This window comes from Pectobacterium punjabense, assembly GCF_012427845.1.
In the GTDB taxonomy this organism is placed as follows: domain Bacteria; phylum Pseudomonadota; class Gammaproteobacteria; order Enterobacterales; family Enterobacteriaceae; genus Pectobacterium; species Pectobacterium punjabense.
In genome coordinates this window covers 2,261,207-2,286,195 of record NZ_CP038498.1, presented here as the reverse complement: position 1 = coordinate 2,286,195, position 24,989 = coordinate 2,261,207, and the positions used below count along the sequence as shown (strand labels likewise).

The 24,989-nt window shown below is 49.8% G+C and carries 28 protein-coding genes and 1 riboswitch; of the genes, 14 read left to right on the top strand and 14 right to left on the bottom strand.

Annotation, left to right across the window (positions count from 1 at the left end; translation table 11 throughout):
- Positions 1 to 159: 159 nt before the first annotated feature.
- The gene (gene dsbB / locus E2566_RS10295) at positions 160 to 690 is read left to right on the top strand and encodes a disulfide bond formation protein DsbB (protein ID WP_107170564.1); all 531 of its coding nucleotides are present in this window, start codon (positions 160 to 162) and stop codon (positions 688 to 690) included.
- A gap of 87 nt (positions 691 to 777) precedes the next feature.
- On the opposite strand, the gene E2566_RS10290 is transcribed toward dsbB, so the two are convergent.
- The gene (locus tag E2566_RS10290) at positions 778 to 975 is read right to left on the bottom strand and encodes a DNA polymerase III subunit theta (protein ID WP_010275471.1); all 198 of its coding nucleotides are present in this window, start codon (positions 973 to 975) and stop codon (positions 778 to 780) included.
- A 313-nt stretch (positions 976 to 1,288) separates the two neighbouring features.
- Between E2566_RS10290 and mgtS the strand changes: the two genes are divergently transcribed.
- Positions 1,289 to 1,384: a protein MgtS gene (mgtS, locus tag E2566_RS10285; RefSeq protein WP_005968788.1), complete on the top strand. Its 96-nt coding sequence runs from the start codon at positions 1,289 to 1,291 to the stop codon at positions 1,382 to 1,384.
- A 118-nt stretch (positions 1,385 to 1,502) separates the two neighbouring features.
- On the opposite strand, the gene E2566_RS10280 is transcribed toward mgtS, so the two are convergent.
- From E2566_RS10280 to E2566_RS10270, 3 genes are all read right to left on the bottom strand, one after another.
- Positions 1,503 to 1,949 (bottom strand): YcgN family cysteine cluster protein, encoded by a 447-nt coding sequence (locus E2566_RS10280; RefSeq protein WP_014699866.1) that lies wholly within the window; start codon positions 1,947 to 1,949, stop codon positions 1,503 to 1,505.
- Positions 1,950 to 2,056: 107 nt separating this feature from the next.
- Positions 2,057 to 2,713, bottom strand: a complete 657-nt coding sequence (locus tag E2566_RS10275) for a fumarylacetoacetate hydrolase family protein (RefSeq protein WP_107170565.1) — start codon at positions 2,711 to 2,713, stop codon at positions 2,057 to 2,059.
- 342 nt (positions 2,714 to 3,055) lie between these two features.
- Positions 3,056 to 3,313: a YcgL domain-containing protein gene (locus tag E2566_RS10270; protein ID WP_107170566.1), complete on the bottom strand. Its 258-nt coding sequence runs from the start codon at positions 3,311 to 3,313 to the stop codon at positions 3,056 to 3,058.
- 136 nt (positions 3,314 to 3,449) lie between these two features.
- Between E2566_RS10270 and minC the strand changes: the two genes are divergently transcribed.
- Genes minC through minE form a run of 3 tightly spaced genes read left to right on the top strand, consistent with a single transcriptional unit; the run spans position 3,450 to position 5,242 of the window.
- A complete protein-coding gene (gene minC, locus E2566_RS10265; protein WP_107170567.1) occupies positions 3,450 to 4,136 on the top strand; it encodes a septum site-determining protein MinC in 687 nt (228 codons plus the stop codon).
- A gap of 20 nt (positions 4,137 to 4,156) precedes the next feature.
- Positions 4,157 to 4,969 carry a septum site-determining protein MinD gene (minD, locus tag E2566_RS10260; RefSeq protein ID WP_107170568.1) on the top strand — a complete coding sequence of 271 codons (813 nt, stop codon included), beginning with the start codon at positions 4,157 to 4,159 and terminating at the stop codon, positions 4,967 to 4,969.
- Positions 4,970 to 4,972: 3 nt separating this feature from the next.
- The gene (minE, locus tag E2566_RS10255; RefSeq protein WP_005968801.1) at positions 4,973 to 5,242 is read left to right on the top strand and encodes a cell division topological specificity factor MinE; all 270 of its coding nucleotides are present in this window, start codon (positions 4,973 to 4,975) and stop codon (positions 5,240 to 5,242) included.
- A 296-nt stretch (positions 5,243 to 5,538) separates the two neighbouring features.
- Here the strand turns inward: minE and rnd are convergent, their stop codons facing one another.
- The 5 genes from rnd to E2566_RS10230 form a co-directional block, all read right to left on the bottom strand.
- Positions 5,539 to 6,663 carry a ribonuclease D gene (gene rnd / locus E2566_RS10250; RefSeq protein WP_107170570.1) on the bottom strand — a complete coding sequence of 375 codons (1,125 nt, stop codon included), beginning with the start codon at positions 6,661 to 6,663 and terminating at the stop codon, positions 5,539 to 5,541.
- 213 nt (positions 6,664 to 6,876) lie between these two features.
- Positions 6,877 to 8,562, bottom strand: a complete 1,686-nt coding sequence (gene fadD / locus E2566_RS10245) for a long-chain-fatty-acid--CoA ligase FadD (protein ID WP_107170686.1) — start codon at positions 8,560 to 8,562, stop codon at positions 6,877 to 6,879.
- Between the two features lie 246 nt (positions 8,563 to 8,808).
- The gene (locus E2566_RS10240; RefSeq protein ID WP_107170571.1) at positions 8,809 to 9,432 is read right to left on the bottom strand and encodes a Slp family lipoprotein; all 624 of its coding nucleotides are present in this window, start codon (positions 9,430 to 9,432) and stop codon (positions 8,809 to 8,811) included.
- Between the two features lie 101 nt (positions 9,433 to 9,533).
- Positions 9,534 to 10,235 (bottom strand): tRNA (adenosine(37)-N6)-threonylcarbamoyltransferase complex dimerization subunit type 1 TsaB, encoded by a 702-nt coding sequence (gene tsaB, locus E2566_RS10235; protein ID WP_107170572.1) that lies wholly within the window; start codon positions 10,233 to 10,235, stop codon positions 9,534 to 9,536.
- 114 nt (positions 10,236 to 10,349) lie between these two features.
- A complete protein-coding gene (locus E2566_RS10230; protein WP_107170573.1) occupies positions 10,350 to 12,269 on the bottom strand; it encodes a DNA repair helicase YoaA in 1,920 nt (639 codons plus the stop codon).
- 186 nt (positions 12,270 to 12,455) lie between these two features.
- Here E2566_RS10230 and E2566_RS10225 point away from each other — a divergent pair, with 186 nt between their 5' ends.
- Positions 12,456 to 12,800 (top strand): RidA family protein, encoded by a 345-nt coding sequence (locus tag E2566_RS10225; protein WP_107170574.1) that lies wholly within the window; start codon positions 12,456 to 12,458, stop codon positions 12,798 to 12,800.
- A gap of 39 nt (positions 12,801 to 12,839) precedes the next feature.
- Here E2566_RS10225 and E2566_RS10220 read toward each other — a convergent pair whose 3' ends face one another.
- Positions 12,840 to 13,082, bottom strand: coding sequence for a YoaH family protein (locus E2566_RS10220; RefSeq protein ID WP_107170575.1), 243 nt, complete (start codon positions 13,080 to 13,082; stop codon positions 12,840 to 12,842).
- 130 nt (positions 13,083 to 13,212) lie between these two features.
- On the opposite strand from E2566_RS10220, the gene pabB reads away from it, so the two are divergent.
- The 3 genes from pabB (at position 13,213) to sdaA (ending at position 16,938) form a co-directional block, all read left to right on the top strand.
- The gene (gene pabB, locus E2566_RS10215) at positions 13,213 to 14,643 is read left to right on the top strand and encodes an aminodeoxychorismate synthase component 1 (RefSeq protein WP_107170576.1); all 1,431 of its coding nucleotides are present in this window, start codon (positions 13,213 to 13,215) and stop codon (positions 14,641 to 14,643) included.
- Complete coding sequence (locus E2566_RS10210; protein ID WP_107170577.1) at positions 14,640 to 15,233, top strand: CoA pyrophosphatase; 594 nt, start codon at positions 14,640 to 14,642, stop codon at positions 15,231 to 15,233. Before pabB ends, E2566_RS10210 begins: the two co-directional genes overlap by 4 nt.
- 340 nt (positions 15,234 to 15,573) lie before the next feature.
- Complete coding sequence (gene sdaA, locus E2566_RS10205; RefSeq protein WP_107170578.1) at positions 15,574 to 16,938, top strand: L-serine ammonia-lyase; 1,365 nt, start codon at positions 15,574 to 15,576, stop codon at positions 16,936 to 16,938.
- A gap of 110 nt (positions 16,939 to 17,048) precedes the next feature.
- Here sdaA and E2566_RS10200 read toward each other — a convergent pair whose 3' ends face one another.
- Complete coding sequence (locus E2566_RS10200; RefSeq protein WP_107170579.1) at positions 17,049 to 18,605, bottom strand: TerC family protein; 1,557 nt, start codon at positions 18,603 to 18,605, stop codon at positions 17,049 to 17,051.
- A gap of 568 nt (positions 18,606 to 19,173) precedes the next feature.
- Here E2566_RS10200 and manX point away from each other — a divergent pair.
- From manX to mntP, 5 genes are all read left to right on the top strand, one after another.
- On the top strand, positions 19,174 to 20,136 hold the full coding sequence (gene manX, locus E2566_RS10195; RefSeq protein WP_107170580.1) for a PTS mannose transporter subunit IIAB: 963 nt from the start codon (positions 19,174 to 19,176) through the stop codon (positions 20,134 to 20,136).
- Between the two features lie 177 nt (positions 20,137 to 20,313).
- On the top strand, positions 20,314 to 21,111 hold the full coding sequence (locus tag E2566_RS10190; protein ID WP_107170581.1) for a PTS mannose/fructose/sorbose transporter subunit IIC: 798 nt from the start codon (positions 20,314 to 20,316) through the stop codon (positions 21,109 to 21,111).
- Between the two features lie 14 nt (positions 21,112 to 21,125).
- Positions 21,126 to 21,968: a PTS mannose transporter subunit IID gene (locus tag E2566_RS10185; RefSeq protein WP_107170582.1), complete on the top strand. Its 843-nt coding sequence runs from the start codon at positions 21,126 to 21,128 to the stop codon at positions 21,966 to 21,968.
- 75 nt (positions 21,969 to 22,043) lie between these two features.
- The gene (locus tag E2566_RS10180; protein WP_107170583.1) at positions 22,044 to 22,502 is read left to right on the top strand and encodes a DUF986 family protein; all 459 of its coding nucleotides are present in this window, start codon (positions 22,044 to 22,046) and stop codon (positions 22,500 to 22,502) included.
- Positions 22,503 to 22,697: 195 nt separating this feature from the next.
- Positions 22,698 to 22,906: riboswitch (yybP-ykoY riboswitch) on the top strand.
- A gap of 8 nt (positions 22,907 to 22,914) precedes the next feature.
- Positions 22,915 to 23,487, top strand: a complete 573-nt coding sequence (gene mntP / locus E2566_RS10175) for a manganese efflux pump MntP (RefSeq protein ID WP_107170584.1) — start codon at positions 22,915 to 22,917, stop codon at positions 23,485 to 23,487.
- A gap of 66 nt (positions 23,488 to 23,553) precedes the next feature.
- Here mntP and rlmA read toward each other — a convergent pair whose 3' ends face one another.
- The 3 genes from rlmA to E2566_RS10160 all read right to left on the bottom strand — a co-directional run bounded on the left by rlmA (position 23,554) and on the right by E2566_RS10160 (position 24,859).
- Positions 23,554 to 24,384 carry a 23S rRNA (guanine(745)-N(1))-methyltransferase gene (gene rlmA, locus E2566_RS10170; protein WP_107170585.1) on the bottom strand — a complete coding sequence of 277 codons (831 nt, stop codon included), beginning with the start codon at positions 24,382 to 24,384 and terminating at the stop codon, positions 23,554 to 23,556.
- Between the two features lie 107 nt (positions 24,385 to 24,491).
- The gene (cspE, locus tag E2566_RS10165; RefSeq protein WP_005968829.1) at positions 24,492 to 24,701 is read right to left on the bottom strand and encodes a transcription antiterminator/RNA stability regulator CspE; all 210 of its coding nucleotides are present in this window, start codon (positions 24,699 to 24,701) and stop codon (positions 24,492 to 24,494) included.
- Positions 24,702 to 24,742: 41 nt separating this feature from the next.
- The gene (locus tag E2566_RS10160; RefSeq protein WP_015730422.1) at positions 24,743 to 24,859 is read right to left on the bottom strand and encodes a DUF2627 domain-containing protein; all 117 of its coding nucleotides are present in this window, start codon (positions 24,857 to 24,859) and stop codon (positions 24,743 to 24,745) included.
- Positions 24,860 to 24,989 lie beyond the last annotated feature (130 nt).

The following is a 24,989-nucleotide window of genomic DNA, read 5'->3' as shown; positions in this document are numbered from 1 at the left end:
TCCCTGTTGATGCTCCTATCCACAGGGACATTGTCGCCGAAAAAATGACAGAAAAGCATCAAATAAACATATCGTTACGTTTTGCACAGTGAAATGATGGCAGTGAAGCCAGAACGGTTTACACTGCTGCTTTAATCATGTTTAGCATGGAATATTTTTATGTTGCGATTTCTTAATCGTTGCTCACGCGGACGTGGTGCGTGGCTGCTGCTGGCGTTTACCGCTTTAGCGTTGGAATTGACTGCGCTCTATTTTCAGCACGTTATGCTATTAAAACCGTGCGTGCTGTGTATCTATCAGCGCTGTGCACTATGGGGCGTTTTCGCGGCAGGTATTGTCGGTGCCATCGCACCATCAACACCGTTGCGTTACCCTGCCATTGCGCTCTGGATATACAGCTCGTACGAAGGGGTTCGATTGGCATGGAAGCATACGGATATCTTGTTGAATCCGTCGCCGTTTAACACCTGTGATTTCTTTGTCAGCTTCCCGTCATGGCTGCCTTTGGACAAATGGCTTCCCGCCATTTTCAATGCGACAGGGGATTGCTCAGAGCGTCAATGGTCGTTCCTTTCGATGGAAATGCCACAATGGCTGCTCGGCATCTTTGCTGCTTATCTGTTGATTGCTGCGCTGGTACTGATCGCTCAGCCCTTCCGTCCCAAGCGCCGCGACCTCTTCAGCCGTTAATACATAATCTGTTAAGAAACCGAAAAGCCCGACAATATGTCGGGCTTCTGGTAACCGTTTCTGCACTTCACAGACTCACGCCAACCGTCACTGCTGTGGCCTGTAGATATCCCGATAATGGCCTAATCGCTCGTTGAAGAAAGGCCTTTTTTCTTGCGGGATTCTTCGTGATATTTCATCTGCGTCGATCTTTTTTTCCTGACTTTCCATGAAAGCAATCGTGGAGGCAGCAAAGTCGGTGTACTGCTCGCTGTATTCAAGGATGATTTTCTCAAAGTTAATCACATGCTCTCCCCCTCTGCTGGTTTAACTGCTCTAAAATTATACAACACGTCACGATTTATGCCGGAGACGACAGCATGATTCGCACAAGGAAAAAGAAAAATGTGAAGTGGTGGGCAAAAAAATGGATGTTTCGGTTTCAGTAGTGAAGTGCGGTGTTTTCTTCCTCAATGGTATTTAAACCACACGCCCCTTTTTGAGCACTTTTTCTTCATTACAACCCCACTCATGCCTATAGTAGGTATCGCAGGTCAACAACGACTTCTCACCCTATGAGGTATTTCTAGCGCAATTAATGTATTCAGGAGAAACAATCATGTTAGGCAATATCAATATTTTCATCGCCGTATTGGGCGGCATCCTCTTTCTTAGCTTTCTGGCGGCGTACCTGAGCCCCAAATGGGATGACTAATGAGCACTGACTCTCCCCCCGATAAAAAGCCCCTCTTCTGAGAGATTCAGATTGAGGGGCTTCTTGTTTTAGGCATGCAACTTGTTTTCGTCATACAACAACCCGCGCCGAACAAAAATTATCGCGCCCATTCTGGTTTGTTCAAAATATGGTCTTGCCAGTCCACCACTTCGCTTTCGCGCACGGCAATATGGCGCACCGAGATACGTTCGCGGTGCATGGCTGTCTTGGTACCACAGACCAACGGATGCCACTGCGGTAAATCCTCACGCTCATGAACTAGACGATAAGCACAGGTCGCCGGTAGCCAGTTAAACGTCAGCAGGTTTTCTCGCGTGAGCTTGATACAGTCCGGCTCATACTCGAAGCGTTTCTCATAGTTACGGCACTGGCAGCTTTTAATATTCAGTTGATTACAGGCGACGTTGGTAAAGTAGATCTCCTCCGTATCCTCATCAATCAGTTTATGCAAACAGCACTGACCGCAGCCATCGCACAGCGACTCCCATTCATCGTCAGACATCTCAGACAACGTTTTTTGCTGCCAAAAAGGGCGTTCAGTCATGTTTCTTCCTGTTGTAAATCTATAGCGTTGTAAATAAAGATACGTGATTCTGGCAGGCACTGCGGGGAAGTGTTGCTGCCCGTCGTTCGATACGGGCAGCCAGAGCGTTAAATAATACGTGTGCTCAGCGTCCGGTCATTGACCGTAATCGTCAGCATATCGCCAGACAGGATCGGACCAACCCCTTTTGGCGTACCCGTCAAAATAATATCGCCCGCACGCAGCGTAAAGAAACGGCTCATATAGGCAATCAGCGGCAGAATCGGCGTAATCATATCACGCGTGTTGCCCTGCTGGCGTACTTCATCATTCACTTTTACACCCAGTTCGGTTTGCTGCGGATCGCCAAACTCAGCGACCGGAATAAAACCGGAGATCGGGCAAGAGCCATCAAATGCTTTGGCTTTTTCCCACGGCTGACCCGCTTTTTTGAATTCAGACTGCAAATCACGCAGCGTCAAATCCAGCGCTACGCCATAACCCGCGATTGCACGAGCGACGCGTTCTTCATTCGCCTGCTTTAACGGCGTGCCAATCAGCACCGCCAGCTCGACTTCATGGTGTACCGATCCCAGGTTTTTGGGAATGGCGACGGGCTGGCGTAAATCACACAATGCGGTTTCAGGCTTGATGAATAACACTGGCTCACTCGGGGTTGCACTTCCCATTTCTTTGATATGTTCTGAGTAGTTGCTTCCGACGCAAACGACTTTATTTACTGGGAAATCAAGCAGCGCGCCCTGCCAGTCTCTGTGTTGATACATGGGTATTCTCCTGCCCTGTCTGTTGGATTATCGCTGCTTTCATGGCGCAGAATATGCCCAAAAAGAAAGCCGCTATATAAGAACACGATGGTGCAAAACCATCGTTATATCATCGCAGCAGGGGTTCTCCCAACAGATTTCAGGAGCGCAAGGTTACCGATCGCGTGGTCTGAAGAAGGCACCATAGCCTATCAAGAATAGAAACCATTAAATTATGACGGGCTAAAACTCGAAAGATGAATATTTATCGTGCGGAATATCATGTAAACCGTCGAGATATTCCACACCAAATTATGTGTTCGGCTTTATCTGAAATTACGCCTTAGTATTATTTTTTTACATTTACACCGGCGTGGTTAATAAGCTTTCAACCGGCGGCGGAACCTGTAGATAAAAGCCCTGTTCCTGAAGCGCAAGTTTTACTTTTTCTATATCGGCATTCGCCAATTTTTTACGCCCATCCAGCGGTAAAACCATGGCCAACTGCGGCGCACCAAAACTTTTCATTAATTCTTCAGGCACGCGTGAAAAATCGTCTTTTTTTTCAACATAAAGATAGGTCTGATCGCGTTTAGCACTTCGATAGATCACACAAAACATTTTTTTTACTCTATTTGATGGGAATGCCATCTTGCCTGTATATAATTGTAACTATAACATGCTTACAGCGCTCTGGAATATCATGCCTTAAATGTTACTCTAGGGATTAAAAGATGCTGAAACTGAGTCAGGATAGATGTCACAAACGCCAATAGAGCTAAAAGGCAGCAGCTTTACCTTATCGGTTGTTCATTTGCATGATTCCCAACCCGAGGTAATTTACCAGGCACTACAGGAAAAAATAGAGCAAGCGCCTGCTTTCCTGAAAAATGCCCCCGTTGTCATTAATGTTGCTGCATTAACAGCGGAAACCGACTGGATAAAATTGCAGCAGGCCATTTCATCAACAGGCCTGCATGTCGTTGGCGTCAGCGGATGCACCGACGACGTATTAAAACAAGCCATTGCGCAGGCGGGGCTTCCTCTTTTGAGTGAAGGCAAAGCACAACGTCGGGCAATCGAACCCGTTGCGGCTGTTCCTACCGCGGTGAAAACGAAAGTCATCAACACCCCTGTTCGCTCCGGCCAACAGATCTATGCTCGAAACAGTGACTTAATCGTCATGAGCAGCGTTAGCGCAGGGGCAGAGGTGATTGCTGATGGCAATATTCATATTTACGGCATGATGCGCGGCCGAGCCCTCGCGGGCGTTTCTGGCGATGTTCAAAGCCAGATATTCTGTACGCATCTGGCCGCAGAACTGGTCTCTATTGCCGGACGTTACTGGCTGAGCGACCAGATTCCTGAAGCGTATTTTGGGCAACCAGCACGGATCAACCTGAACCAGCTGGACAATGTGTTAACGATAAAACCTCTAGACTAGAATCTCCCAAGGAAACATTTATGGCACGCATCATTGTTGTTACATCGGGTAAAGGGGGCGTTGGCAAGACCACATCAAGCGCGGCCATTGCTACCGGTTTAGCCCAGAAAGGAAAAAAAACGGTTGTCATCGATTTTGATATCGGTCTACGTAACCTCGACCTGATCATGGGATGTGAGCGTCGCGTGGTGTATGACTTCGTGAACGTGATTCAGGGTGATGCCACACTGAATCAAGCGCTGATCAAAGATAAGAGAACGGACAATCTCTATATTCTGCCTGCATCACAAACACGCGATAAGGATGCGTTAACGCATGAGGGCGTTGAAAAAATACTCAACGACCTGAGCGATATGGCGTTCGATTTTATCGTGTGTGATTCGCCAGCCGGGATTGAAACAGGTGCATTGATGGCACTCTATTTCGCCGACGAAGCGATTATCACCACTAACCCGGAAGTGTCTTCCGTTCGCGATTCCGACCGTATTCTGGGCATTCTGTCCTCTAAATCACGTCGTGCGGAACGTTCTGAAGATCCGATTAAAGAGCATCTGCTGTTGACGCGCTACAACCCAGGGCGGGTGAGCCGTGGTGATATGTTGAGTATGGAAGACGTCCTTGAGATCCTGCGGATTCCGCTGGTTGGCGTTATTCCTGAAGACCAATCCGTGCTACGCGCCTCTAACCAGGGCGAACCCGTTATTCTGGATGCGGAAGCCGATGCAGGTAAAGCCTACGCGGATACCGTTGAACGTTTGCTTGGCGAAGAGCGTCCTTTCCGTTTTATTGAAGAAGAGAAGAAGGGTTTCCTTAAACGACTTTTTGGGGGATAAATTATGGCTTTACTGGACTTCTTTCTGTCCCGCAAAAAAACGACAGCCAATATTGCCAAGGAACGGCTGCAAATTATTGTCGCGGAGCGACGCCGGGGTGACAGTGAACCCCATTATCTGCCGCAATTAAAGCGAGACATTCTTGAGGTTATCTGTAGATATGTACAGATTGATCCTGAGATGGTGACAGTTCAACTTGAGCAAAAAGGAGATGATATTTCCGTGCTTGAGTTAAACGTGACATTACCGGAAGCGGAAGAAACGCCTAAATGATTTTTCTGCTGTGATATCCCCTGCTTTCACGCAGGGGATATATATTCCGGTCATACTTCAAGTTGCATGTGCATTGTCTGCGTTCATTCACCCGAATCACTTACCTGAGTAAACTCATTAAGACTCTTTCTTTTGTGACCTTTCTAAAACTCGAATCGTTTAAAATAAACTGTATATTTAGCCAGTATTTATTTTTATTCTGTTTTTCACCACATTCTTCTCACCCTATTTGCTGCTTTTCTCTAATTGAACATCGCAACAAATAAGGCGTCTTAAGAATACTCGTTTGCCAGTGATTAATAGCCCTGCACAATTTCGCGCAGTTCATCGCCATATAACTGACCACGCCAGCCAGATAGCATTTCTGGTGTACTGGCATCTTGCCCCGTTAATTTCCAGTGCCAGTTCAGCAGGCGATTAATTTGACGACGTGATGCCAATAATTCGGCGGATAAGCCACTCTGTTCACTGGCGCGCTGCACCAACGCCTTGATATCTTTAAATGCTTTCTTATAGCTGGGATGGTCGATCAAATTAATTACTGGTGGTGGGCAATCCACATCAGCAATGCCTTCCGTCTGCGCAACACAATCCAGCAGCGTTTTGCCGTGATAACGGATTTCAGGGCCGCTCAGCCCCAGAGAACTCAGTTCCCCCAGCGAAGACGGCAGACAGCGTGCAACCTGCAAAAGGTTCTCTTCACGTACGACAAAATTCACCGCGCTGTCCCGCTCACGCGCTTTACGTAAACGCCACTCAGCCAAACGCTGAAGACATGCCAGATGTCGTCCACGCAGTTGCCAGGCGTTGCCAAATTCACGATAGGCCAGCGCCGGGGACAAAATATCCTGTTTACGCTGACAAAGCAGGAAGCACTCGTCCAACGCGGCATTCATCCAGCCCGCGGCTTCTGTATCCGCCACCAGTTGGATCGCCATCGGTAACAGATAGAACACATCAGCGGCCGCGTAGTCGCACTGTTTTTCACTCAGTGGACGGGCAAGCCAGTCCGTTCTCGACTCACTTTTATCCAGCATCACGTCCATGTAGTCAGCCACCAGCGCAGCAAAGCCATAAGAAAGTGGCTTGCCTAAAAATGCGGCCAGAATCTGTGTATCAATGAAAGGCGTCGGTAGTGTTCCAAACGTATTGAGAAAGACTTCCAGATCTTCGCTGCCCGCATGCAGGAATTTAGTGACCTGTTCGTCACGCAGTAATGCCTGAAAAGGAGCCCAGTCTTTAATCGTTAACGGGTCGATAAGCGAAAGCTGTTCACCGTCATACAATTGAATCAACCCTAATTGCGGGTAATACGTGCGGGTTCTGACGAACTCCGTGTCCAATGCCACCTGCGGAAAGCGCCGCGCCTGGGCGCAGACCTGTTGTAACCCGATGTCGGAAGTGATCAACTGATAATTCAAAACGTCATTCTCTTGGTTGTTTTTACTTTACGGTTCTGGGTCAAATCCGTATCGCCGTAAAAAATTCCCGGCGGAAATTTTTAACGTCGCAAGCGACGGCCCATGGGGTAACGACGAATAAATCCGTCATAAAAAAGAACGCCGGATAAACCGGCGTGAAAACATCATATCGCGTCCTGCCTCTCTCTGGCAGTCGTTTTTCGCGGAAAATCGTCAAGCGGCAGCGTCTTTCTTCGCCTTCTTATCTTCACGTAATTCGCGGCGCAGGATTTTCCCGACGTTGGATTTCGGCAAATCCTCACAAAATTCGATCTCTTTCGGCACTTTATAGCCCGTAAGATTACGGCGACAGTGGGTGATGAGTTCTTCTTTCGTTAACGTGCGATCGCGCCTTACCACAAAGGCTTTAACTGCCTCACCGGATACTTCATTTTCGACCCCAATCACTGCCGACTCGGAGACTTTGGGATGACGACTAATGACGTCTTCAATCTCCGTAGGATAGACGTTAAAACCGGAAACCAGAATCATATCCTTCTTGCGATCGATCACCCGCAGGAATCCTTCGTCATCAGCCGTGACAATGTCACCTGTCGCCAGCCAGCCGTCTTTTAATACGTCATCCGTGGCAGCAGGCTGCTGCCAGTATCCTAACATCACCTGCGGCCCGCGCACCCACAGTTCACCGGATTCGCCCGGCCCCACATCGTTGCCGTTATCGTCAATGATTCTGACATCCGTTGATGCGACTGGCAGCCCGATACTGCCGCTGTAATGCTTGAGATCGTAGGGATTCACGGCCACCAGAGGGGAACTTTCTGTTAAGCCATATCCTTCAAGCAGATGTTTACCCGTGAGTTTCTCCCAGCGTTCTGCCACTGCCCGTTGCACTGACGCGCCTCCGCCAACGGATAACCGCAGTGTCGAGAAATCAAGCTCATGGAATTCTTTATTATTGAGCAACGCATTAAACAGCGTATTGACGCCAGTAATCGCAGTAAAAGGATATTGCTTCAGTTCTTTTACCACCGCGGGGATATCTCGGGGATTGGTGATCAATAAATTCTGTCCGCCCAACTCAAAGAAAAGCAGACAGTTAGCCGTCAACGCAAAAATGTGGTACAGCGGCAACGCCGTGACCACCCATTCATTTCCTTCCCTCAACACCGGGCCATAAGCCGCAAGACACTGTGCCACATTCGCCTGCATATTGCGGTGCGTGAGCATCGCACCTTTGGCGACGCCCGTCGTACCGCCAGTATATTGCAGAAAGGCCAGATCGCTATTGATGATATCAGGCCGCACATATTGCTGACGCCGTCCTTCTTGCAAAACACGACGAAACGAGATGGCATCCGGCAGATGGTACTTGGGCACCAGTCGCTTAATGTATTTCACTACGAAGTTAACCAGCGTGCCTTTTGCCGTGGATAGCTGGTCGCCCATGCGGGTCAGGATAACGTGCTTCACCGCCGTGTTATGGACAATTTTTTCCAGCGTATGCGCAAAGTTCGAGACGATCACAATCGTGCTGGCACCGCTATCTTTTAGTTGGTGTTCCAGTTCCCGTGGCGTGTACAGCGGGTTGACGTTGACGACCACCATACCCGCACGCAGCACACCAAACAGTGCAACAGGGTATTGCAGCAGATTGGGCATCATCAGCGCCACGCGATCGCCTTTCTGCAATTTAAGCTGATTTTGAAGATAGGCCGCAAACGCCCGGCTCCGCTCTTCCAACTTGCGAAACGTCATCACCTCACCCATGTTGATGAATGCAGGTCGATCGGCATAACGCCTTACGTTATTTTCAAACATTTCAACCAACGACGAATAGCGATCTGGATCGATTTCCGCCGGTACGTCCGCCGGATAACGTGATAACCAAATTTTTTCCAAGACGTCACTCCCGAGATATTTTTTTAGTGGCATCGTCGTCGCCCTCATAGGCATATAGTTATTAACATTATTTTAACTCAGCCTACCAGTTAGCTAACAAACAATGTTAAGGTTGCGAGAACGATCACTAATTTATTCTTTATTCAAAAAAAATCAGGCGACCTGCGTCGCCTGATCTCTTTACGTCGAACGAAATAATTTTAGAGCCTACCCAGGTTCAAAATGACAAGTAAAATAGCCCTACGCTTATTCTGTCACGATATTCTCAATCCGCGCCGGACCGGGCCAACCGCCGTCAAATCCCCATCCTGGCCCCCAGCCATAACGGTAACCTGCACGCCATCCCCACGGGCCATAACCACCGGGCGGCACCATCAGACGCTGCACGACATTCCAGCGTTTGTAGCCTTGCGCATCGACCACGACATAGCGATAAGGTTTATCACCAATCGCGCCCTGTTCGGTACCAACAATCGGCCCAACCACGGTCACCAGTTGCTCTTTAAAATCGACAGGTTCCAGAAAGCGATTCACATAAGCAATAAAGCGGCCTTCTGACGGCATATCCAACAGCGGTTTCGCCCCGCTATCCAGCGGCATACTGGCAATTTCCAGGCGCGTTTTATTCGCTTCATTGCGGATGCTGACCACTCGCCCACCAAAGCGTGACTCCTGACCAACATAAATCTGCGGCGCATTCATCACGCGCACCAGATCATCCTGCGGCGTTGGCGACGTGCCTTTAATGGCATCCGGCACTGTGACACAGCCTGACAACAGCAGCGCTGTAGCCGCCACTATACAGAGGCGTGCTTTTTTCTGATTCAGATACAGACTTTTCATTTGCATACTTTTTATCTGTACACGCATGGCGCAACCCCCTCTACCAGACATCTGATAGTTAGACTGCTCGGCATCGAATAAGTTGCTGTTTATTCCCGTTATACGTCACGCAAAAATGTACGCTCGACCTACTCGCGGCCAGGCAGCTTTTTCCAGGTCACTTCATTGCGCAGGTAGCGGGGTTGCGCATTCTCGACGCTGACCGCTTTTCCTGCCTGCCATAGCTGACAGGCCAACGGCAGCATGTCCTGTGCCTGCGGCAGCAGCACACCCCCCGTCGTTAATACCAACGATGGATGTTTGACCAATTCTGGATAGGTTTCCCATCCGGTTCCTACCGTGGTCCATTCGCCTGACAGCGCAACCGTTAACGCCTGCACCTGTTCAGGTTTCAATACCGCTTCTTCGGACTCGCCCTGCCAACTGCCGTCAGCATCGCGCTGATAACAGCCCCAGTAGACTTCTCCCATCCGCGCATCGATGGCAGCCAGCACGTGGGTCGCCTGCCTCTGGCGAAAAGCGCCCTGCGCCATCGCCGCCAGTGACGATACGCCGAGCAGCGGTAAATCTGCGCCCAGCGCCAACCCTTGTGCAATGCCGATACCAATCCGCACACCGGTAAAACTTCCCGGCCCCTGACCAAAGGCCAGCGCATCAAGATCCTTGAGCGTCAGGCCGCTGTCGGCCAGCACCTGCTGAACCATCGGCAGAATACGTTGTGTGTGTTCACGGGGACAAATTTCAAACAGGGAATGAATTTCACCATCATTCCAGAGTGCGACGGAACAGGCTTCCGTTGCGGTATCAAGCGCTAGAATTCGCGTAGACATGCCAACCTCAGGCAGGATAAATAAATCTTAATAACCCGCATCATAGCATAAGCCCCTGTCGCGCCGCAGCCCTTCCCGCCACCAGTCAGGCCATACGGCAATCATCAACGGAGATTAGGTGCTACTCGTCAGGAAAGTAATCGCTTGCTGAATATCGCGGGTACGCGGTGTCGGCGGTAAGCTGTTAAGAAATACGGCACCATACGGCCGCATCACCAGTCGATTATCACAAATCACAATCACTCCGCGATCCTCAACATCACGGATGAGGCGGCCTACGCCCTGTTTCAACGTAATCACCGCATCGGGAACCTGTACATCGTCGAACGGCTCACCGCCGCGCAGGCGACAGTCTTCTATACGCGCTTTCAGCAGCGGGTCATCCGGTGAAGTAAACGGCAGTTTATCGATAATAACGCAGGAGAGCGTATCACCGCGCACATCCACCCCTTCCCAGAAGCTGCTGGTCGCCACCAGCAACGCATTTCCCGCCGACACAAACTGCGACAGCAACTGCGCCTTGCCCGTTTCACCCTGCAACAGCACCGGTAGCGTCAGCATAGCACGGAACTCGGCGGCTAAATCGCGCATCATCTGATGCGAGGTGCATAGCATAAAGCAGCGCCCCTGATTCGCTTCAATCAGCGGCCGCAGCATCGTCGCCAGCCTTTTCGCCGCACCGGGGCGATTGGTTTCCGGCAAGTTCCGAGGAACACAGAGCAGTGCCTGATTGGCATAGTCAAACGGGCTAGGTAACAGGAGCGTGTTCGCGTTATCCAACCCCAGTCTATCCGTGAAGTGAAAGAGTTGATCGTTAACAGACAAGGTCGCAGAGGTAAATACCCAGGCCGCAGGTTTCTCTTTTATCAATTCACGAAAACGATCGGCGACGGACAACGGCGTCAGTGCCAACACAAAATGACGCGAATTACATTCATACCAGTAGCTGTAGCCCGGTAACTGTACGTCTTTCAGCCGTTTTAGTCGATTGCGGTAAAGCGTGGCACGTTCAAAGGCGGCATCCAGCAACGCAGAACGCCCCAGTGATAGTTTCGCGACGTCGTAACACAGCTCCAGCGCATCATCTAGCAGTACCAAAGCACGCTGAAGCGACGGCTGTTCGAGCACATCGCGTAAGTTACCGCGAAACCCCGGATCGCCCAGCGCCAACCGAAAATCCTGCGTACTTTGCGTCAGGCGATCGGCACTTTTCTGTAGCTGAGAGGCGTCGCGCACTTCGGTGCGGTATGCAATGATGATGTCTTTTGCCAAATCCAGCAGTTGACGGCTGGAAAGTTGCTGACCGAAATATTGACTGGCGATATCAGGAATTTGATGGGCTTCATCGAAAATCACGACGTCACTTTCTGGGATCAGCTCCGCAAAACCGGTTTCCTTCACCACCATGTCTGCCAAATAAAGATGATGGTTAACCACCACGATATCGGCATCCATCGCTTTGCGTCGCGCTTTCACCACGAAGCACTCTTTATAATGCGGGCAGTCGCTACCCAGACAGTTATCGTTGGTGCTGGTCACTAATGGCCAAATCACGCTGTCTTCCGCTACGCCCGAACAGGTCGTGACATCACCTTCCGTTGTTTCCGACGACCATCCTCGCAGCCTGACCAGTTCGCTCAATGTTTCGGCGGGTAAATCACCGCCCCCCAGCGACTGCTGTTCGAGCCGTTCCAGACAGAGATAATTCGAGCGGCCTTTCAGTAGCGCTAACTTGCCTTTGTACTTCAGCGCCTGCGCAATCGTCGGCAAATCGCGGCTATAGAGTTGATCCTGTAACGCTTTAGACCCGGTTGAAATGATGACTTTTTTATCTGATCGCAAGGCGGGCGCGAGGTAAGCATAGGTTTTACCCGTTCCGGTTCCCGCTTCCACCACCAGTGCCGTTTTGTCATCGATGGCCCGCATGACGGCCTGCGCCATCTGTCGCTGTGGTTCACGAGGCCTGAAGCCAGTGATCGCTTTCGCCAGCGCGCCGTCATTAGCAAAATCATCGATTACCCGATCGTTCGTCACGCCAACTCTCTTTCTCAAAGGAATACGTTCTCTGTCGCCCCTAACCGTTTCTGGTCGCGGCAAAAATATCGCGCTGATTATGCCAAGAGTCGCTCGGCGCTACCACCTTAAATCAGGAAAGCGGGCCGACGCCCGCTGTGTTAGGCTTGGCAATTCGCTTTTATTACGTTAGGAGAAACTTCACCCATGGCGATCACACGAATTCATCCTGAAGCACGCTGGTCAGACGCCGTTATCTATAACAACACGCTCTATTACACCAGTGTGCCAGAGAATCTGGATGACGACGCTCAGTCACAGACGGAAAACGCGCTGGGCGCGTTGGATGCGATCCTGGCACACGCGGGAACAGATAAGAGCCAACTGCTGGATGTGACGATTTTTCTCGCCGACGCCGATGATTTCGCCGCGATGAACGCAGCGTGGGATGCCTGGATCGTGGCTGGCAGCGCGCCGGTGCGCTGCACCGTGCAGGCGAAGTTGATGCATCCGAAATTTAAAGTCGAAATAAAAGCGATTGCCGCGGTATAAACCGCCCTATCATTAATACCCTAACGAAGAGGATGGCAGTTACTGCTCATCCTCCTCTTCACCATCGTCAAAATGATGTTCATCATCGTTGTCATTAACTGTGTCGTCATCGTCTTCGTCAAACATCACCGCGACGCTGCCACCCTGATGATTTTCGCGGATTTCGGCTGCAACGAGCGCGATAGCCTGACCACTGCTCATGCCCTCAGACATCAGTTCCTGAATGCGCTCTACGGCATCTTGCTGTTGTTTATGTGTCAGCGCGGGCATACCTGTAATCATGATTATTTCCTGATTAATAAATTCACGCGTATCATCGCACGCCCGCTTTGAGATACACCAGTATTTCTGCTTTATGGTACGCTGTAGGCAGTAAAATCGACACGACACTCTATAGATACCACACGAAAACATGATTGCCGCCAACACGATTCACGAGATCAATACCAGCGATTCGGGCTCCGCCGTTCTCTATCACGCGCTGCCATATTACCCGAATGTGCTGCTCGATCGCTTTGCCCCTTTTTCCCAACAACCGTGGGCTATGCTACTGCATTCTGGGTTTGCCGATCATCCGCACAATCGCTTTGACATCATGGTCGCTGACCCGCGCATCACGCTGTGTACGCGCGGAGACAAAACGGAAATTATAAGTGACAGTGTAACGAAAACCATCGAGGGTGATCCGTTTATCCTGCTGCAACAGCAGTTGGATACGCTGTCGTTACCCGTCGAATCACACCCTGATTTTCCCTTTCAGGGCGGCGTGTTAGGTCTGTTCGGCTATGATTTGGGACGCCAGATTGAAACGCTGCCCGTACAGGCCGAACGGGACATTGATTTGCCAGATATGGCTGTGGGTCTATATGACTGGGCGCTGGTTGCCGATCATCATCGGAAAACGTTAACGCTGATCGTACATCATTCCCTTCAGACACGGCTCGACTGGCTAGCTAACCCGCCAGTTAACGCCCCGAAAGCCGATTTCAAACTCACCGACGCCTGGCAGTCGAATATGTCACGCAGCGCGTACGGAGAGAAATTCCGCAAAATACAGGACTATCTTCTGGCGGGGGATTGTTATCAGGTTAATCTGGCACAGCGTTTTTCTACAGCTTACGAAGGCGATGAATGGCAGGCGTTTTTACAGCTATCCGCAGGAAATAAAGCGCCCTTCTCTGCCTTTCTACGCTTGCCAGAGAATACCGTGATCAGCGTGTCGCCGGAACGCTTTCTCTGGCTTGAAAACAACCATATTCAAACGCGTCCGATTAAAGGCACATTACCGCGTCTCGCAGATTCAGACGCTGATAAACAGCAGGCGGCGCGGCTTGCCAATTCAGAGAAAGATCGCGCAGAAAACCTGATGATTGTCGATCTCCTGCGTAATGATATCGGTCGCGTGGCGGTTCCGGGCAGCGTTCGCGTACCTGAGCTGTTCGTCGTCGAGCCTTTTCCCGCAGTGCACCATCTGGTCAGCACGATTGAAGCACAACTACCCGAAGATTGCCCCGCAACCACGTTGCTACGTGCCTGTTTCCCCGGAGGGTCGATCACTGGGGCACCAAAAATCCGCGCCATGCAGGTTATTGAGGAACTAGAGCCTCAGCGACGCAATGCCTACTGCGGCAGTGTCGGCTACATTAGCCAGTGCGGAACGATGGATACCAACATCACCATCAGGACGTTATTGACAGAACGCGGCAGAATCTACTGCTGGGCGGGTGGCGGTATTGTTGCCGACAGTCAGGAACAGGCGGAATATCAGGAAACGTTTGATAAAGTGGGTCGTATTCTTCCCCTGCTGGAGGATTCCCAGATAATTCAGGTACTAAACAAATGAGTGAGATCGCCTTGCCGCCAGCGGCGTTTGCGTTGAATGACTTTATTACGCGCTTTCAGTTACAGCTTCCTCCACCGCTACGGCCAGTGCATCAACAACGTCAGGCGGCGGTTCTGGTGCCGATTATCTGTCACCCTGCCCCCACTCTGCTCTTGACCCGGCGGTCTGTCGACCTGCGTAAGCATGCCGGGCAAGTGGCGTTCCCCGGCGGTGCGGCAGATAAAACGGATCGTTCGATTATCGAAACCGCGCTGCGTGAAGCGCAGGAAGAAGTGGCAATCCCACCGGAGAATGTTCAGGTGTTGGGCGTCTTACCGCCGTTGGACAGCGTCAGTGGCTTTCAGGTCACGCCAGTCATCGGGTTGATCACAGCACAAACTCGCTTTCACCCTAATGAAGATGAAGTCTCCGAGCTGTTTGAAATGCCACTGGACGAAGCTTTCGCGCTAACGCGCTATTACCCGTTGGATATCGAGCGTAAACAGCAACGGCATCGGGTTTATCTCTCCTGGTATCAGCAGCAGTTTGTCTGGGGATTGACCGCCGCCATCATCCACCAGCTTGCGTTACAGATCTCCGACAGCCCCTAAGTCCAAGGCCGCCGCTGGCGGCTTTTAGCGCAACACTTCTTTTCCCCCACTAATTATCTCTACTTTAAAAACATTTTCGCCGGACAAAAACCATTCAGGTATAGATTTTACAATGACTTATCTCACATTTGAGATAAGTTAAATTATGTATTGGCATAAGTTTATTTCATGCGAAAAAGAAAGCCACACGACATATTCCACACTACAATAGCGCGATTTGACGAGTTTTATTCTAATCTTTGGGTATATATCCACTACAATTCAGATCATGTTTCGCCAGAGCCAAAAACTGGCAGCCAGAGAATTGTGGATACTGCCCTGACTCTTTGAGGAGTTTGGTGTGATAAGTGTTTTCGACATGTTTAAGATCGGTATTGGCCCCTCTAGCTCTCATACGGTTGGACCTATGAAAGCCGGTAAGCAATTTGTCGATGAATTGATCAACCAAAATTTACTGACCGCGACCACGCGCATTGCCGTTGACGTTTATGGATCGCTGTCGCTGACGGGTAAAGGCCACCATACGGATATCGCTATCATCATGGGTCTGGCGGGTAACATGCCAGATACCGTTGATATTGATGCCATCCCCGGCTTTATCCGCGATGTTGAGCAACGCGAACGTCTGCTGCTGGCTAACGGGCAGCACGAGGTGGATTTCCCTCGTGAAGGCGGCATGGTTTTTCGCAGCGAGAATTTGCCGCTGCACGAAAATGGCATGACGATCACCGCCTTTGCCAGCAATAAAGAAATTTATAGCAAAACCTATTACTCCATCGGTGGCGGTTTCATCGTCGATGCAGAGAATTTTGGTAAAGACGCCACCACCGACGTCTCCGTGCCTTATACCTTCCATTCTGCCAAAGAGATGTTGGAACACTGCAAGCAGAGCGGCCTGTCACTTTCCGGCATGGTAATGCGTAACGAGCTGGCGTTGCACAGCCGCCAGGATATTGATGCGTACTTTGCCGATATTTGGCAAACAATGCGTGCCTGTATCGATCGCGGTATCAACACCGAAGGCGTTTTGCCCGGGCCACTGCGCGTACCACGCCGCGCCTCTGCGCTGCGTCGTATGCTGGTGTCTTCCGATAAGTTGTCCAACGATCCGATGAACGTCGTCGACTGGGTTAATATGTTCGCGCTAGCAGTGAACGAAGAAAACGCCGCAGGTGGCCGAGTGGTTACAGCACCAACAAACGGCGCGTGCGGTATCGTTCCTGCTGTTCTTGCCTATTACGATCACTTCATCGAACCCGTTAGCCCGACCATTTATATTCGTTATTTCCTCGCTGCTGGTGCGGTCGGCATTTTGTACAAAATGAACGCCTCTATCTCCGGTGCCGAAGTGGGTTGTCAAGGCGAAGTGGGCGTGGCCTGCTCCATGGCCGCGGCTGGGCTGGCAGAGCTGATGGGCGCGAGTCCTGAACAGGTTTGCATCGCCGCCGAGATCGGTATGGAACACAACTTAGGCTTAACCTGCGATCCTGTTGCAGGTCAGGTACAGGTTCCGTGCATCGAACGTAACGCGATTGCTTCCGTTAAGGCGATTAACGCCGCGCGTATGGCCACCCGACGCACCAGTGAACCACGCGTTTCGCTAGATAAGGTGATTGAAACCATGTACGAAACAGGGAAAGACATGAACGCCAAATACCGCGAAACCTCACGAGGCGGGTTGGCGATCAAAGTACAGTGCGATTAAAAGTACAGTGCGATTCATCTATTTCACCTGACTCCTGCTGACTTTCATCATCAAAAGCCCCGCCAAATTGGCGGGGCTTTCTTATTCATCGATCACACACAATATCGTGCTTACGCGTCTTTATCCTCTTCCCGATCGACAATGCGTTCTACACGCACCAGTTCAATACGGTATTCGGAAACATCGATGATATGGAAACGCAGGCGGTGCAACTCGATGATCTCACCGACTTTCGGGAATTCATCGCTGTGCGCCAACAACATGCCTGCCAACGACGCATACTCTTCCTTTGGATCAACCAGATCGCTACTATCCACTACCTGTTGCAGAGCGTGCAGATCTGTTCCGCCTTTCACTAACCAGCCTTCGCCATCTGGGATGATATCCAGCGTTTCGTCTTCATCCGGGAACTCACCCGCGATGGCTTCCAGCACATCCAGCGGCGTAACCAACCCTTGTACCACGCCAAACTCGTTGGTGATGATAACCAGGCTGCCTTTCGCACGACGCAAAACCGGCAGCAGGTTAATGACATCCAGCGTTTCGGGTACGACAATCGGCGGATTAGCCGCGGCAAAGCTTTCCACATCGGTTTGCGTTTCCAGCGCTACCAGCAGATCTTTGGCACGGACGACACCGATAATTTCATCCAGAGAACCGCGACATATTGGGAACAGGCTGTGAGGCGTATCTAGCAATTGCATACGGATCTGTTCGACAGAACTCGCGCTATCCACCCAGGAAATTTCAGTACGCGGCGTCATCACGCTACGCAGCGAACGTGAGGCTAACGTCAGCACACCGCTGATCATATTGCGCTCTTCTTCGGCGAATTCCTCTGTCGTGAGTTTCTTCTGCGGTTCATCCGCATCCGCATCGTCCGTATTTTTCCGTGAGCCCATCAAGCGCAGAATGGCCTCTGCGGTACGTTCACGCAAAGGGCGGTGCGACTGATGCTTCATAAAGTTATGACGGGCAATTTGGTTAAACAGTTCGATCAGGATAGAGAAACCAATCGCTGCATACAGATAGCCTTTCGGTATGTGGAAGCCAAAACCTTCCGCCATTAGGCTCAGACCAATCATCAGCAAGAAGCTGAGGCACAGGACAACCACCGTTGGGTGCTCGTTGACGAAGTTGGTCAGTGGCTTAGAGGCAATCAGCATGACACCCATCGCAATGATCACCGCCGTCATCATGACGCCCAGGTGATCCACCATCCCCACGGCGGTAATGACGGCATCCAGCGAGAACACGGCGTCCAGCACGACAATCTGCGCTACCACAGCCCAGAAGCTGGCATGCGCGCGATTACCATTGCCGTCGTGCGTTTTATTCTCTAGCCGTTCATGCAATTCCATCGTGGCTTTGAACAAGAGGAACATACCGCCGAATAGCAGAATCAGGTCTCGACCTGAGAAGCTAAAATCGCCAACGCTAAACAGTGGACGCGTCAGGGTGACCATCCAGGAAATCAAAGACAACAGACCCAGACGCATTAATAACGCCAGGCTTAAACCGATAATGCGGGCTTTATCTCGCTGCTTGGGAGGTAATTTATCCGCCAAAATGGCGATAAACACCAAATTGTCGATACCCAGAACAATTTCAAGTACCACCAGCGTCAATAGGCCTGCCCAGATTGAAGGATCTAGCAAAAATTCCATGTCAGACTCCAGAAAATGAACGAGCAAATGACATCAATGCATGAACCGCATTGAATGGTAATAAAAAGAGTGGGTGTGAATCAGAGAGATTCTGAATGTGGTCTGAGTGACCAACTGAGTGCAGAAAACCGCCAGCATTAGCGGGGAAACAGAGAACGTTTTGTCGGTGACAGTCCATGGGAAGGGCTGATGCCCGGTGCTCCTAAGCAATTTAAGGGATGTTTACTCTAACAGGTTGTTACCATTTTTCACAAAGAATTTCTTAGACTGGCTTCGCATTGATAACGCGCTCAAATTTTGTGATTCCACACCGTTTTGCCCCCCTGCTTAACTGGTCAGCATTAGAGCATCATCACACTATTTATTTTTTCGATAACTAAAATAAATCTGTCAGTCACGATTTCTCGCCTGACAACCTGGAGGAACACAGTGAAATGTCATGAATCCACGGTAAAAATTTTTCTTGCAGCCATACTAATACCGCGACGGTTAACGTTGAACGACTAAGCGTTGACCCTGTTTCCTGACACATTGACTCTTTTTGATCGTGAACGTGAGGAGGTAGCAAGTGAGTATTGCCATACTGTTATGCACTCACGGCGCCACTGCGGGACCGCTGTTAAAGACAGCAGAAATGATTCTTGGTGAACAACGTAATGTCGCCTGGATTGATTTCGTTCCTGGAGAAAACGCCGAAACATTGATAGAAAAATATCAGGAAAAACTCACGCAGTTAGATACATCGCAAGGCGTGCTGTTTCTCGTTGATACCTGGGGCGGCAGCCCGTTCAACGCCGCCAGCCGCCTCGTCACCGACAAAGAAAACCATGATGTTATCGCCGGCGTGAATATTCCCATGCTAGCGGAAACCTTTATGGCTAGGGATGATAATCCGTCCTTTTCCGATCTGGTTGCTATCGCTCTGGAAACTGGCAGAGAGGGTGTAAAAGCGTTAAAACATCAGGAGAAAGCCAAAGCTCCCCTTTCCTCTCCAATACCAAAAGCCAACACGGTTCCCACACCGGCAGGACCCGGTGAACATATGAATATCGGGTTGGCACGTATAGATGATCGTCTGATTCATGGTCAGGTCGCCACCCGCTGGACGAAAGAAACCAATGTTTCGCGCATTATTGTTGTCAGCGATGAAGTCGCCGCCGATCACGTGCGTAAAACGTTGCTGACTCAGGTTGCGCCACCGGGCGTTACCGCACACGTCGTGGATGTGGCAAAAGCCGTTCGCGTTTATGACAACCCGAAATATGCCGCCGATCGCGTAATGTTGCTATTCACTAATCCAACCGATGTATTAACGCTGATCGAGAATGGCGTAAAGATCACCTCAGTCAATATTGGTGGGATGGCATTTAAACAGGGGAAAACACAGGTCAATAATGCTGTCTCTATTGATGAAAAAGATATTGCGGCATTCCGTGAATTAGATAAACGCGGTATTGAACTGGAGGTTCGGAAAGTATCAACCGATTCCCGGATTAAAATGATGGATTTGATTAACAAAATGCCGCGTTGATACCTGTCGCAATGTGAAAGGTATTAACACTCACATCACCATCAATAATAGTTTTATAGACCTGACGATTTTCAAGATATGCCTTTATGTCGATATTGAAAAGCTTTATGTCGACATAGGAAATCAACGGGTATGTCGATTTATTTTTACTCAGACACATTTTATAGGAGAAGTACGATGGAGATTACCACACTTCAAATTGTGCTGATATTTCTCGTCGCGTGTGTTTCGGGGATGGGTTCGATTCTCGATGAATTCCAGTTCCACCGTCCACTCGTCGCTTGTACGCTAATTGGCGCAGTATTAGGTGATTTAAAAACCGGGATCATTATTGGCGGTACGCTGGAGATGATCGCATTAGGCTGGATGAACATCGGTGCGGCAGTCGCACCCGATGCGGCGCTGGCCTCCATTATTTCAACCATTCTGGTTATTGCTGGTGGTCAGGGAATCGGTGCCGGGATTGCCCTGGCGATTCCGCTCGCTGCCGCCGGGCAAGTATTAACCATCATTGTTCGTACCATCACGGTCGCGTTTCAGCATGCGGCAGACAGCGCGGCAGAGCGAGGTAACCTGACGGCCATCAGTTGGATTCACGTCTCCGCGCTACTGCTTCAAGCCATGCGTATTGCGATTCCTGCGGTTATTGTCGCGGTCTCCGTCGGTACTGACGCCGTTCACGCCCTGCTCAACTCCATCCCAGAGGTGGTCACCAACGGCCTGAATATCGCCGGTGGGATGATTGTCGTCGTCGGTTACGCGATGGTCATCAACATGATGCGCGCAGGCTACCTGATGCCATTCTTCTATCTCGGCTTCGTTACTGCCGCGTTCACTGAGTTCAATCTGGTGGCGCTGGGCGTAATTGGTATTGTGATGGCGGTGCTGTATATCCAGCTCAGCCCGAAATATAACAAGGTTCAAGGCCAGTCTGTTGCATCAGGCAATAACAGCCTTGATAACGAACTGGATTAACAGGAGTGAGAAAAATGGTCGAAAATACGAATGTTAAAAAACTCACTGACAGCGACATCCGTGCGGTGTTTATCCGTTCCAACCTGTTTCAAGGCTCCTGGAACTTTGAACGTATGCAGGCACTCGGTTTCTGTTTTTCCATGGTGCCGGTAATTCGCCGTCTTTATCCTGAAAACTCAGAAGAGCGTAAACAGGCGATCAAGCGCCATCTGGAGTTCTTCAATACACAGCCCTTTGTTGCAGCTCCGATACTCGGCGTAACGATGGCAATGGAAGAGCAACGCGCTAATGGCGCGCCTATTGATGACGCGGCAATAAACGGCCTGAAAGTCGGGTTGATGGGGCCACTGGCTGGCGTCGGCGACCCGATATTCTGGGGTACCGCCCGTCCGGTGTTCGCTGCGCTGGGTGCCGGGATCGCCATGAGCGGCAGCCTGTTAGGGCCTGTCCTCTTCTTCCTCCTGTTCAATTTGGTTCGCCTGCTGGTGCGCTACTATGGCGTCGCTTACGGCTACCGTAAAGGGATCGATATCGTTAGCGATATGGGCGGCGGCTTCCTGCAAAAAATGACCGAGGCGGCGTCTATCCTCGGTTTGTTCGTTATGGGAGCCTTGGTTAATAAATGGACTCACGTCAACATTCCGATGGTGGTGTCGACAGTGACGAACCAGAATGGGGAAACCACGGTAACCACCGTTCAATCCATCCTCGATCAGCTCATGCCTGGGCTCGTTCCGCTACTGCTGACGTTTGGCTGCATGTGGCTATTGCGACGTAAGGTGAACGCGCTGTGGTTGATTATGGGCTTCTTTGCCATCGGTATCTTCGGATATTGGATCGGTCTGCTCGGCGTGTAATGTTTATACTAGTCGGGCACAATGTGTGCCCGACTAGTATTTATCAACGGAGACACAACGGACAGGGGAATACGGATGACGATGACAGATATCACGCTGGTGGGATTGATTGCTTTAGCACTGATTTATGCCATCTATGACGAATTCATCATGGATAAACTTAAAGGGAAAACACAACTTCTCATCCCCCTGAAGCGGATCAATCGACTCGACACGCTGATTTTTATCGGCTTAGTGGGTATTCTTATTTATCAAAATGTAGTGAATAATGGCACTGTTATCACAACCTATCTTTTGATTTCACTGGCCTTCATGGCATGCTATCTGGCCTATATTCGCCGCCCCAAACTGGTTTTTAAACCAACCGGTTTCTTTTATGCAAATATATTCATTCCTTATACCAAAATTAAGAATATGAATTTATCTGAGGATGGCGTATTGGTCATCGAACTTGAAAAACGTCGCTTATTGATACAGGTTACACAGCTCGATGATTTAGAAAAAATATATAAATTTATGATTAACAATCAATGAAATAAAATTATCATTCAAATTATTTAAATAGTTCTCAATATACTCTCCCTATCTCGATGATAATTTAACCACAACAATCTTGACGTTGTTTTATACGATTTTCATCCCTCACGAGTAAATGAAAATAATTATCAATTGCATTATTAACACTTAAAACTTTTGGTGTTGTTTGCAACCTAAATAATATGGTAAGGTTGCGCCGTCATTGGGGAGTAGCCGATTTCTGATTAGTAAACATTCAGAAATGCTCGTATCAACATACTCGTTCTATCTCCATATTATCGGAGCATAAAACGTGGTGCGGGCGGCCAAGCATGATTGGCAGGCGAGACCATAGACACGTAGTATCGTCATTCGGGTTGGGGATGATCTGCGTGTATATGGTTAATCGTCCAGCCGAGGCTATTTTACAATGAATACGTCAGCAACACTTATCCTAGCATTTGGCATGTCAATGGATGCCTTCGCCGCGTCAATCGGTAAAGGTGCCGTCCTGCATAATCCCCGTTTTCGTGATGCGATACGCACAGGCCTCATTTTTGGCGTTATTGAAGCAATTACTCCACTCATCGGTTGGGCGCTCGGTTTTTTTGCCAGCCAGTATATTCTCGAATGGGATCATTGGGTTGCTTTTACGCTGTTATTGATTCTCGGTGGCCGCATGGTCATTGAGGGGTTCAAGGGTTCTTCAGATTGTCGCTGCGAAAAAGTCAAAAACCATAGCCTTGCCCTGTTAATCTGCACAGCGATTGCCACAAGTCTGGATGCCATGGCAATTGGTGTCGGTTTAGCGTTTCTTCAGGTTAATATTTTCCATACCGCGATGGTCATTGGCTGTGCCACCATGATTATGGTTACGCTTGGGATGATGATTGGCCGCTATATCGGTCCAATTCTCGGTAAAAAAGCAGAAATTATGGGTGGATTGGTTCTGATTGGTATCGGCTGTAATATCTTGTATGAACACCTCGGCTACTCTGCTTGATAAAAACGCATCTATAGCAACGGGCAGCCCGGCTATCATCACGCAGCCCGTTTTTACTCTTCCTGGTCACATGCCAGCATCGATCTCAACGCGCTGATGCAAACGGATAATAAAATCCGTTTCACAACTAAACTGCATAGTTGCCTGCAACCGTTCGCTCACGTCAGGCGTGGCTCGCCAGGCAAAAGGCGTCATTTGCAATAATGCAGATGCCTCGTTTCCGGATAACTGCATCGGATACGCCAGCGTTTGCTGATCTATAAGTTGAAAGCCCGCGAGCACTTCATCTTTGCTTGGATGCAATAGCACCTCATCGTAGACTTCCGCCTTTAACTGATAAAGATGCCGCGGCCCTGGAGACACCGTCACCACCCAGCCACCAATCTTAACCGTACGCCGTAATTCGGCGTCATTGCATGGCGCATAGATTTTCACCACAGCATCAAGGGATGCGTCGCGAAAAGGTAGCCGCTGGCTGGATGCAACGCAAAACTCAACGTGATCATACCGCTTTGCCGCACGTTGAATCGCTGCTTTGGAAACATCCAGTCCGTATATCGCCATCTCCTTGCGCGATATGAGACGATGGGCCAATTCTGCGGTGTAATACCCTTCGCCACAGCCGATATCCAGCAGTGCTGACGCGTCATCCGGCACAAGATTATCAATATGCTGTGCAACAGCATCGCGTAGCGGTTGATAGTGACCGGCTTCCAGAAAACTGCGCCTGGCTTGCATCATTTCAGCACTATCACCGGGCTGTTTTGAGCGCTTAAACTGTACTGGCAACAGGTTAACGTACCCTTCTTTCGCACAGTCAAAGCTATGTTTACCACACGTCCATTGCCGCGGGTGTCGCTCCAGAGGTAACTGGCATAGCGGACACTGATAACTCATCGGCACATTTTCCTCATTAAACACGTCTTCATTGCATTACAGGTGCAGATAAAACGCAGACAACAAAAAACCCGCACCATGGCGGGTTTTGCAACAGAGCTGTAAAATTACAGCGCAGTGACGTTTACTGCAGAAGGACCTTTCTGGCCATCCTGAATTTCGAACTCTACGTTCTGGCCTTCAGCCAGAGTTTTGAAGCCGTTGCCTTGAATTGCAGAGAAGTGTACGAATACATCTTTGCTGCCGTCAGCAGGAGTGATGAAACCAAAGCCTTTAGACTCGTTGAACCACTTAACCTGACCTTTAATCTTTGCCATTTCTAATATTTCCTTTAATTGTTTAAACCGCCCAAAAGGCGTTATACAGACAAACCAAAGTCGTTACTGCTTGAGGCACTAAGATAAGGATCGGCAGAGAAGTAGCATGCAACGCTAAAGGTTGTACCTAAGTCTTCTTTACTGAAAATGCCATTCATATACAGAACTGTACCTCGTTTTACCCAGAAGCGTTATTACACACTATGCAAACGATGGCAAGGCCTTTTTTACCAGTCATGGACACGCCGCACAAATTCACATCATCACTGATTCATTAATACACGATAG

What these genes read in the sequence shown, in the direction of transcription:
- E2566_RS10225 (WP_107170574.1), top strand. Translation starts at nt 12,456, where the DNA reads ATGGCGATCACACGAATTCATCCTGAAGCACGCTGGTCAGACGCCGTT.
- minD (WP_107170568.1), top strand. Translation starts at nt 4,157, where the DNA reads ATGGCACGCATCATTGTTGTTACATCGGGTAAAGGGGGCGTTGGCAAG.
- minC (WP_107170567.1), top strand. Translation starts at nt 3,450, where the DNA reads ATGTCACAAACGCCAATAGAGCTAAAAGGCAGCAGCTTTACCTTATCG.
- E2566_RS10190 (WP_107170581.1), top strand. Translation starts at nt 20,314, where the DNA reads ATGGAGATTACCACACTTCAAATTGTGCTGATATTTCTCGTCGCGTGT.
- E2566_RS10280 (WP_014699866.1), bottom strand. Translation starts at nt 1,949, where the DNA reads ATGACTGAACGCCCTTTTTGGCAGCAAAAAACGTTGTCTGAGATGTCT.
- mgtS (WP_005968788.1), top strand. Translation starts at nt 1,289, where the DNA reads ATGTTAGGCAATATCAATATTTTCATCGCCGTATTGGGCGGCATCCTC.
- E2566_RS10220 (WP_107170575.1), bottom strand. Translation starts at nt 13,082, where the DNA reads ATGATTACAGGTATGCCCGCGCTGACACATAAACAACAGCAAGATGCC.
- E2566_RS10270 (WP_107170566.1), bottom strand. Translation starts at nt 3,313, where the DNA reads ATGTTTTGTGTGATCTATCGAAGTGCTAAACGCGATCAGACCTATCTT.
- dsbB (WP_107170564.1), top strand. Translation starts at nt 160, where the DNA reads ATGTTGCGATTTCTTAATCGTTGCTCACGCGGACGTGGTGCGTGGCTG.
- E2566_RS10185 (WP_107170582.1), top strand. Translation starts at nt 21,126, where the DNA reads ATGGTCGAAAATACGAATGTTAAAAAACTCACTGACAGCGACATCCGT.
- E2566_RS10160 (WP_015730422.1), bottom strand. Translation starts at nt 24,859, where the DNA reads ATGAATGGCATTTTCAGTAAAGAAGACTTAGGTACAACCTTTAGCGTT.
- E2566_RS10200 (WP_107170579.1), bottom strand. Translation starts at nt 18,605, where the DNA reads ATGGAATTTTTGCTAGATCCTTCAATCTGGGCAGGCCTATTGACGCTG.
- rlmA (WP_107170585.1), bottom strand. Translation starts at nt 24,384, where the DNA reads ATGAGTTATCAGTGTCCGCTATGCCAGTTACCTCTGGAGCGACACCCG.
- E2566_RS10275 (WP_107170565.1), bottom strand. Translation starts at nt 2,713, where the DNA reads ATGTATCAACACAGAGACTGGCAGGGCGCGCTGCTTGATTTCCCAGTA.
- pabB (WP_107170576.1), top strand. Translation starts at nt 13,213, where the DNA reads ATGATTGCCGCCAACACGATTCACGAGATCAATACCAGCGATTCGGGC.
- tsaB (WP_107170572.1), bottom strand. Translation starts at nt 10,235, where the DNA reads ATGTCTACGCGAATTCTAGCGCTTGATACCGCAACGGAAGCCTGTTCC.
- cspE (WP_005968829.1), bottom strand. Translation starts at nt 24,701, where the DNA reads ATGGCAAAGATTAAAGGTCAGGTTAAGTGGTTCAACGAGTCTAAAGGC.
- E2566_RS10180 (WP_107170583.1), top strand. Translation starts at nt 22,044, where the DNA reads ATGACGATGACAGATATCACGCTGGTGGGATTGATTGCTTTAGCACTG.
- mntP (WP_107170584.1), top strand. Translation starts at nt 22,915, where the DNA reads ATGAATACGTCAGCAACACTTATCCTAGCATTTGGCATGTCAATGGAT.
- minE (WP_005968801.1), top strand. Translation starts at nt 4,973, where the DNA reads ATGGCTTTACTGGACTTCTTTCTGTCCCGCAAAAAAACGACAGCCAAT.
- E2566_RS10210 (WP_107170577.1), top strand. Translation starts at nt 14,640, where the DNA reads ATGAGTGAGATCGCCTTGCCGCCAGCGGCGTTTGCGTTGAATGACTTT.
- E2566_RS10240 (WP_107170571.1), bottom strand. Translation starts at nt 9,432, where the DNA reads ATGCGTGTACAGATAAAAAGTATGCAAATGAAAAGTCTGTATCTGAAT.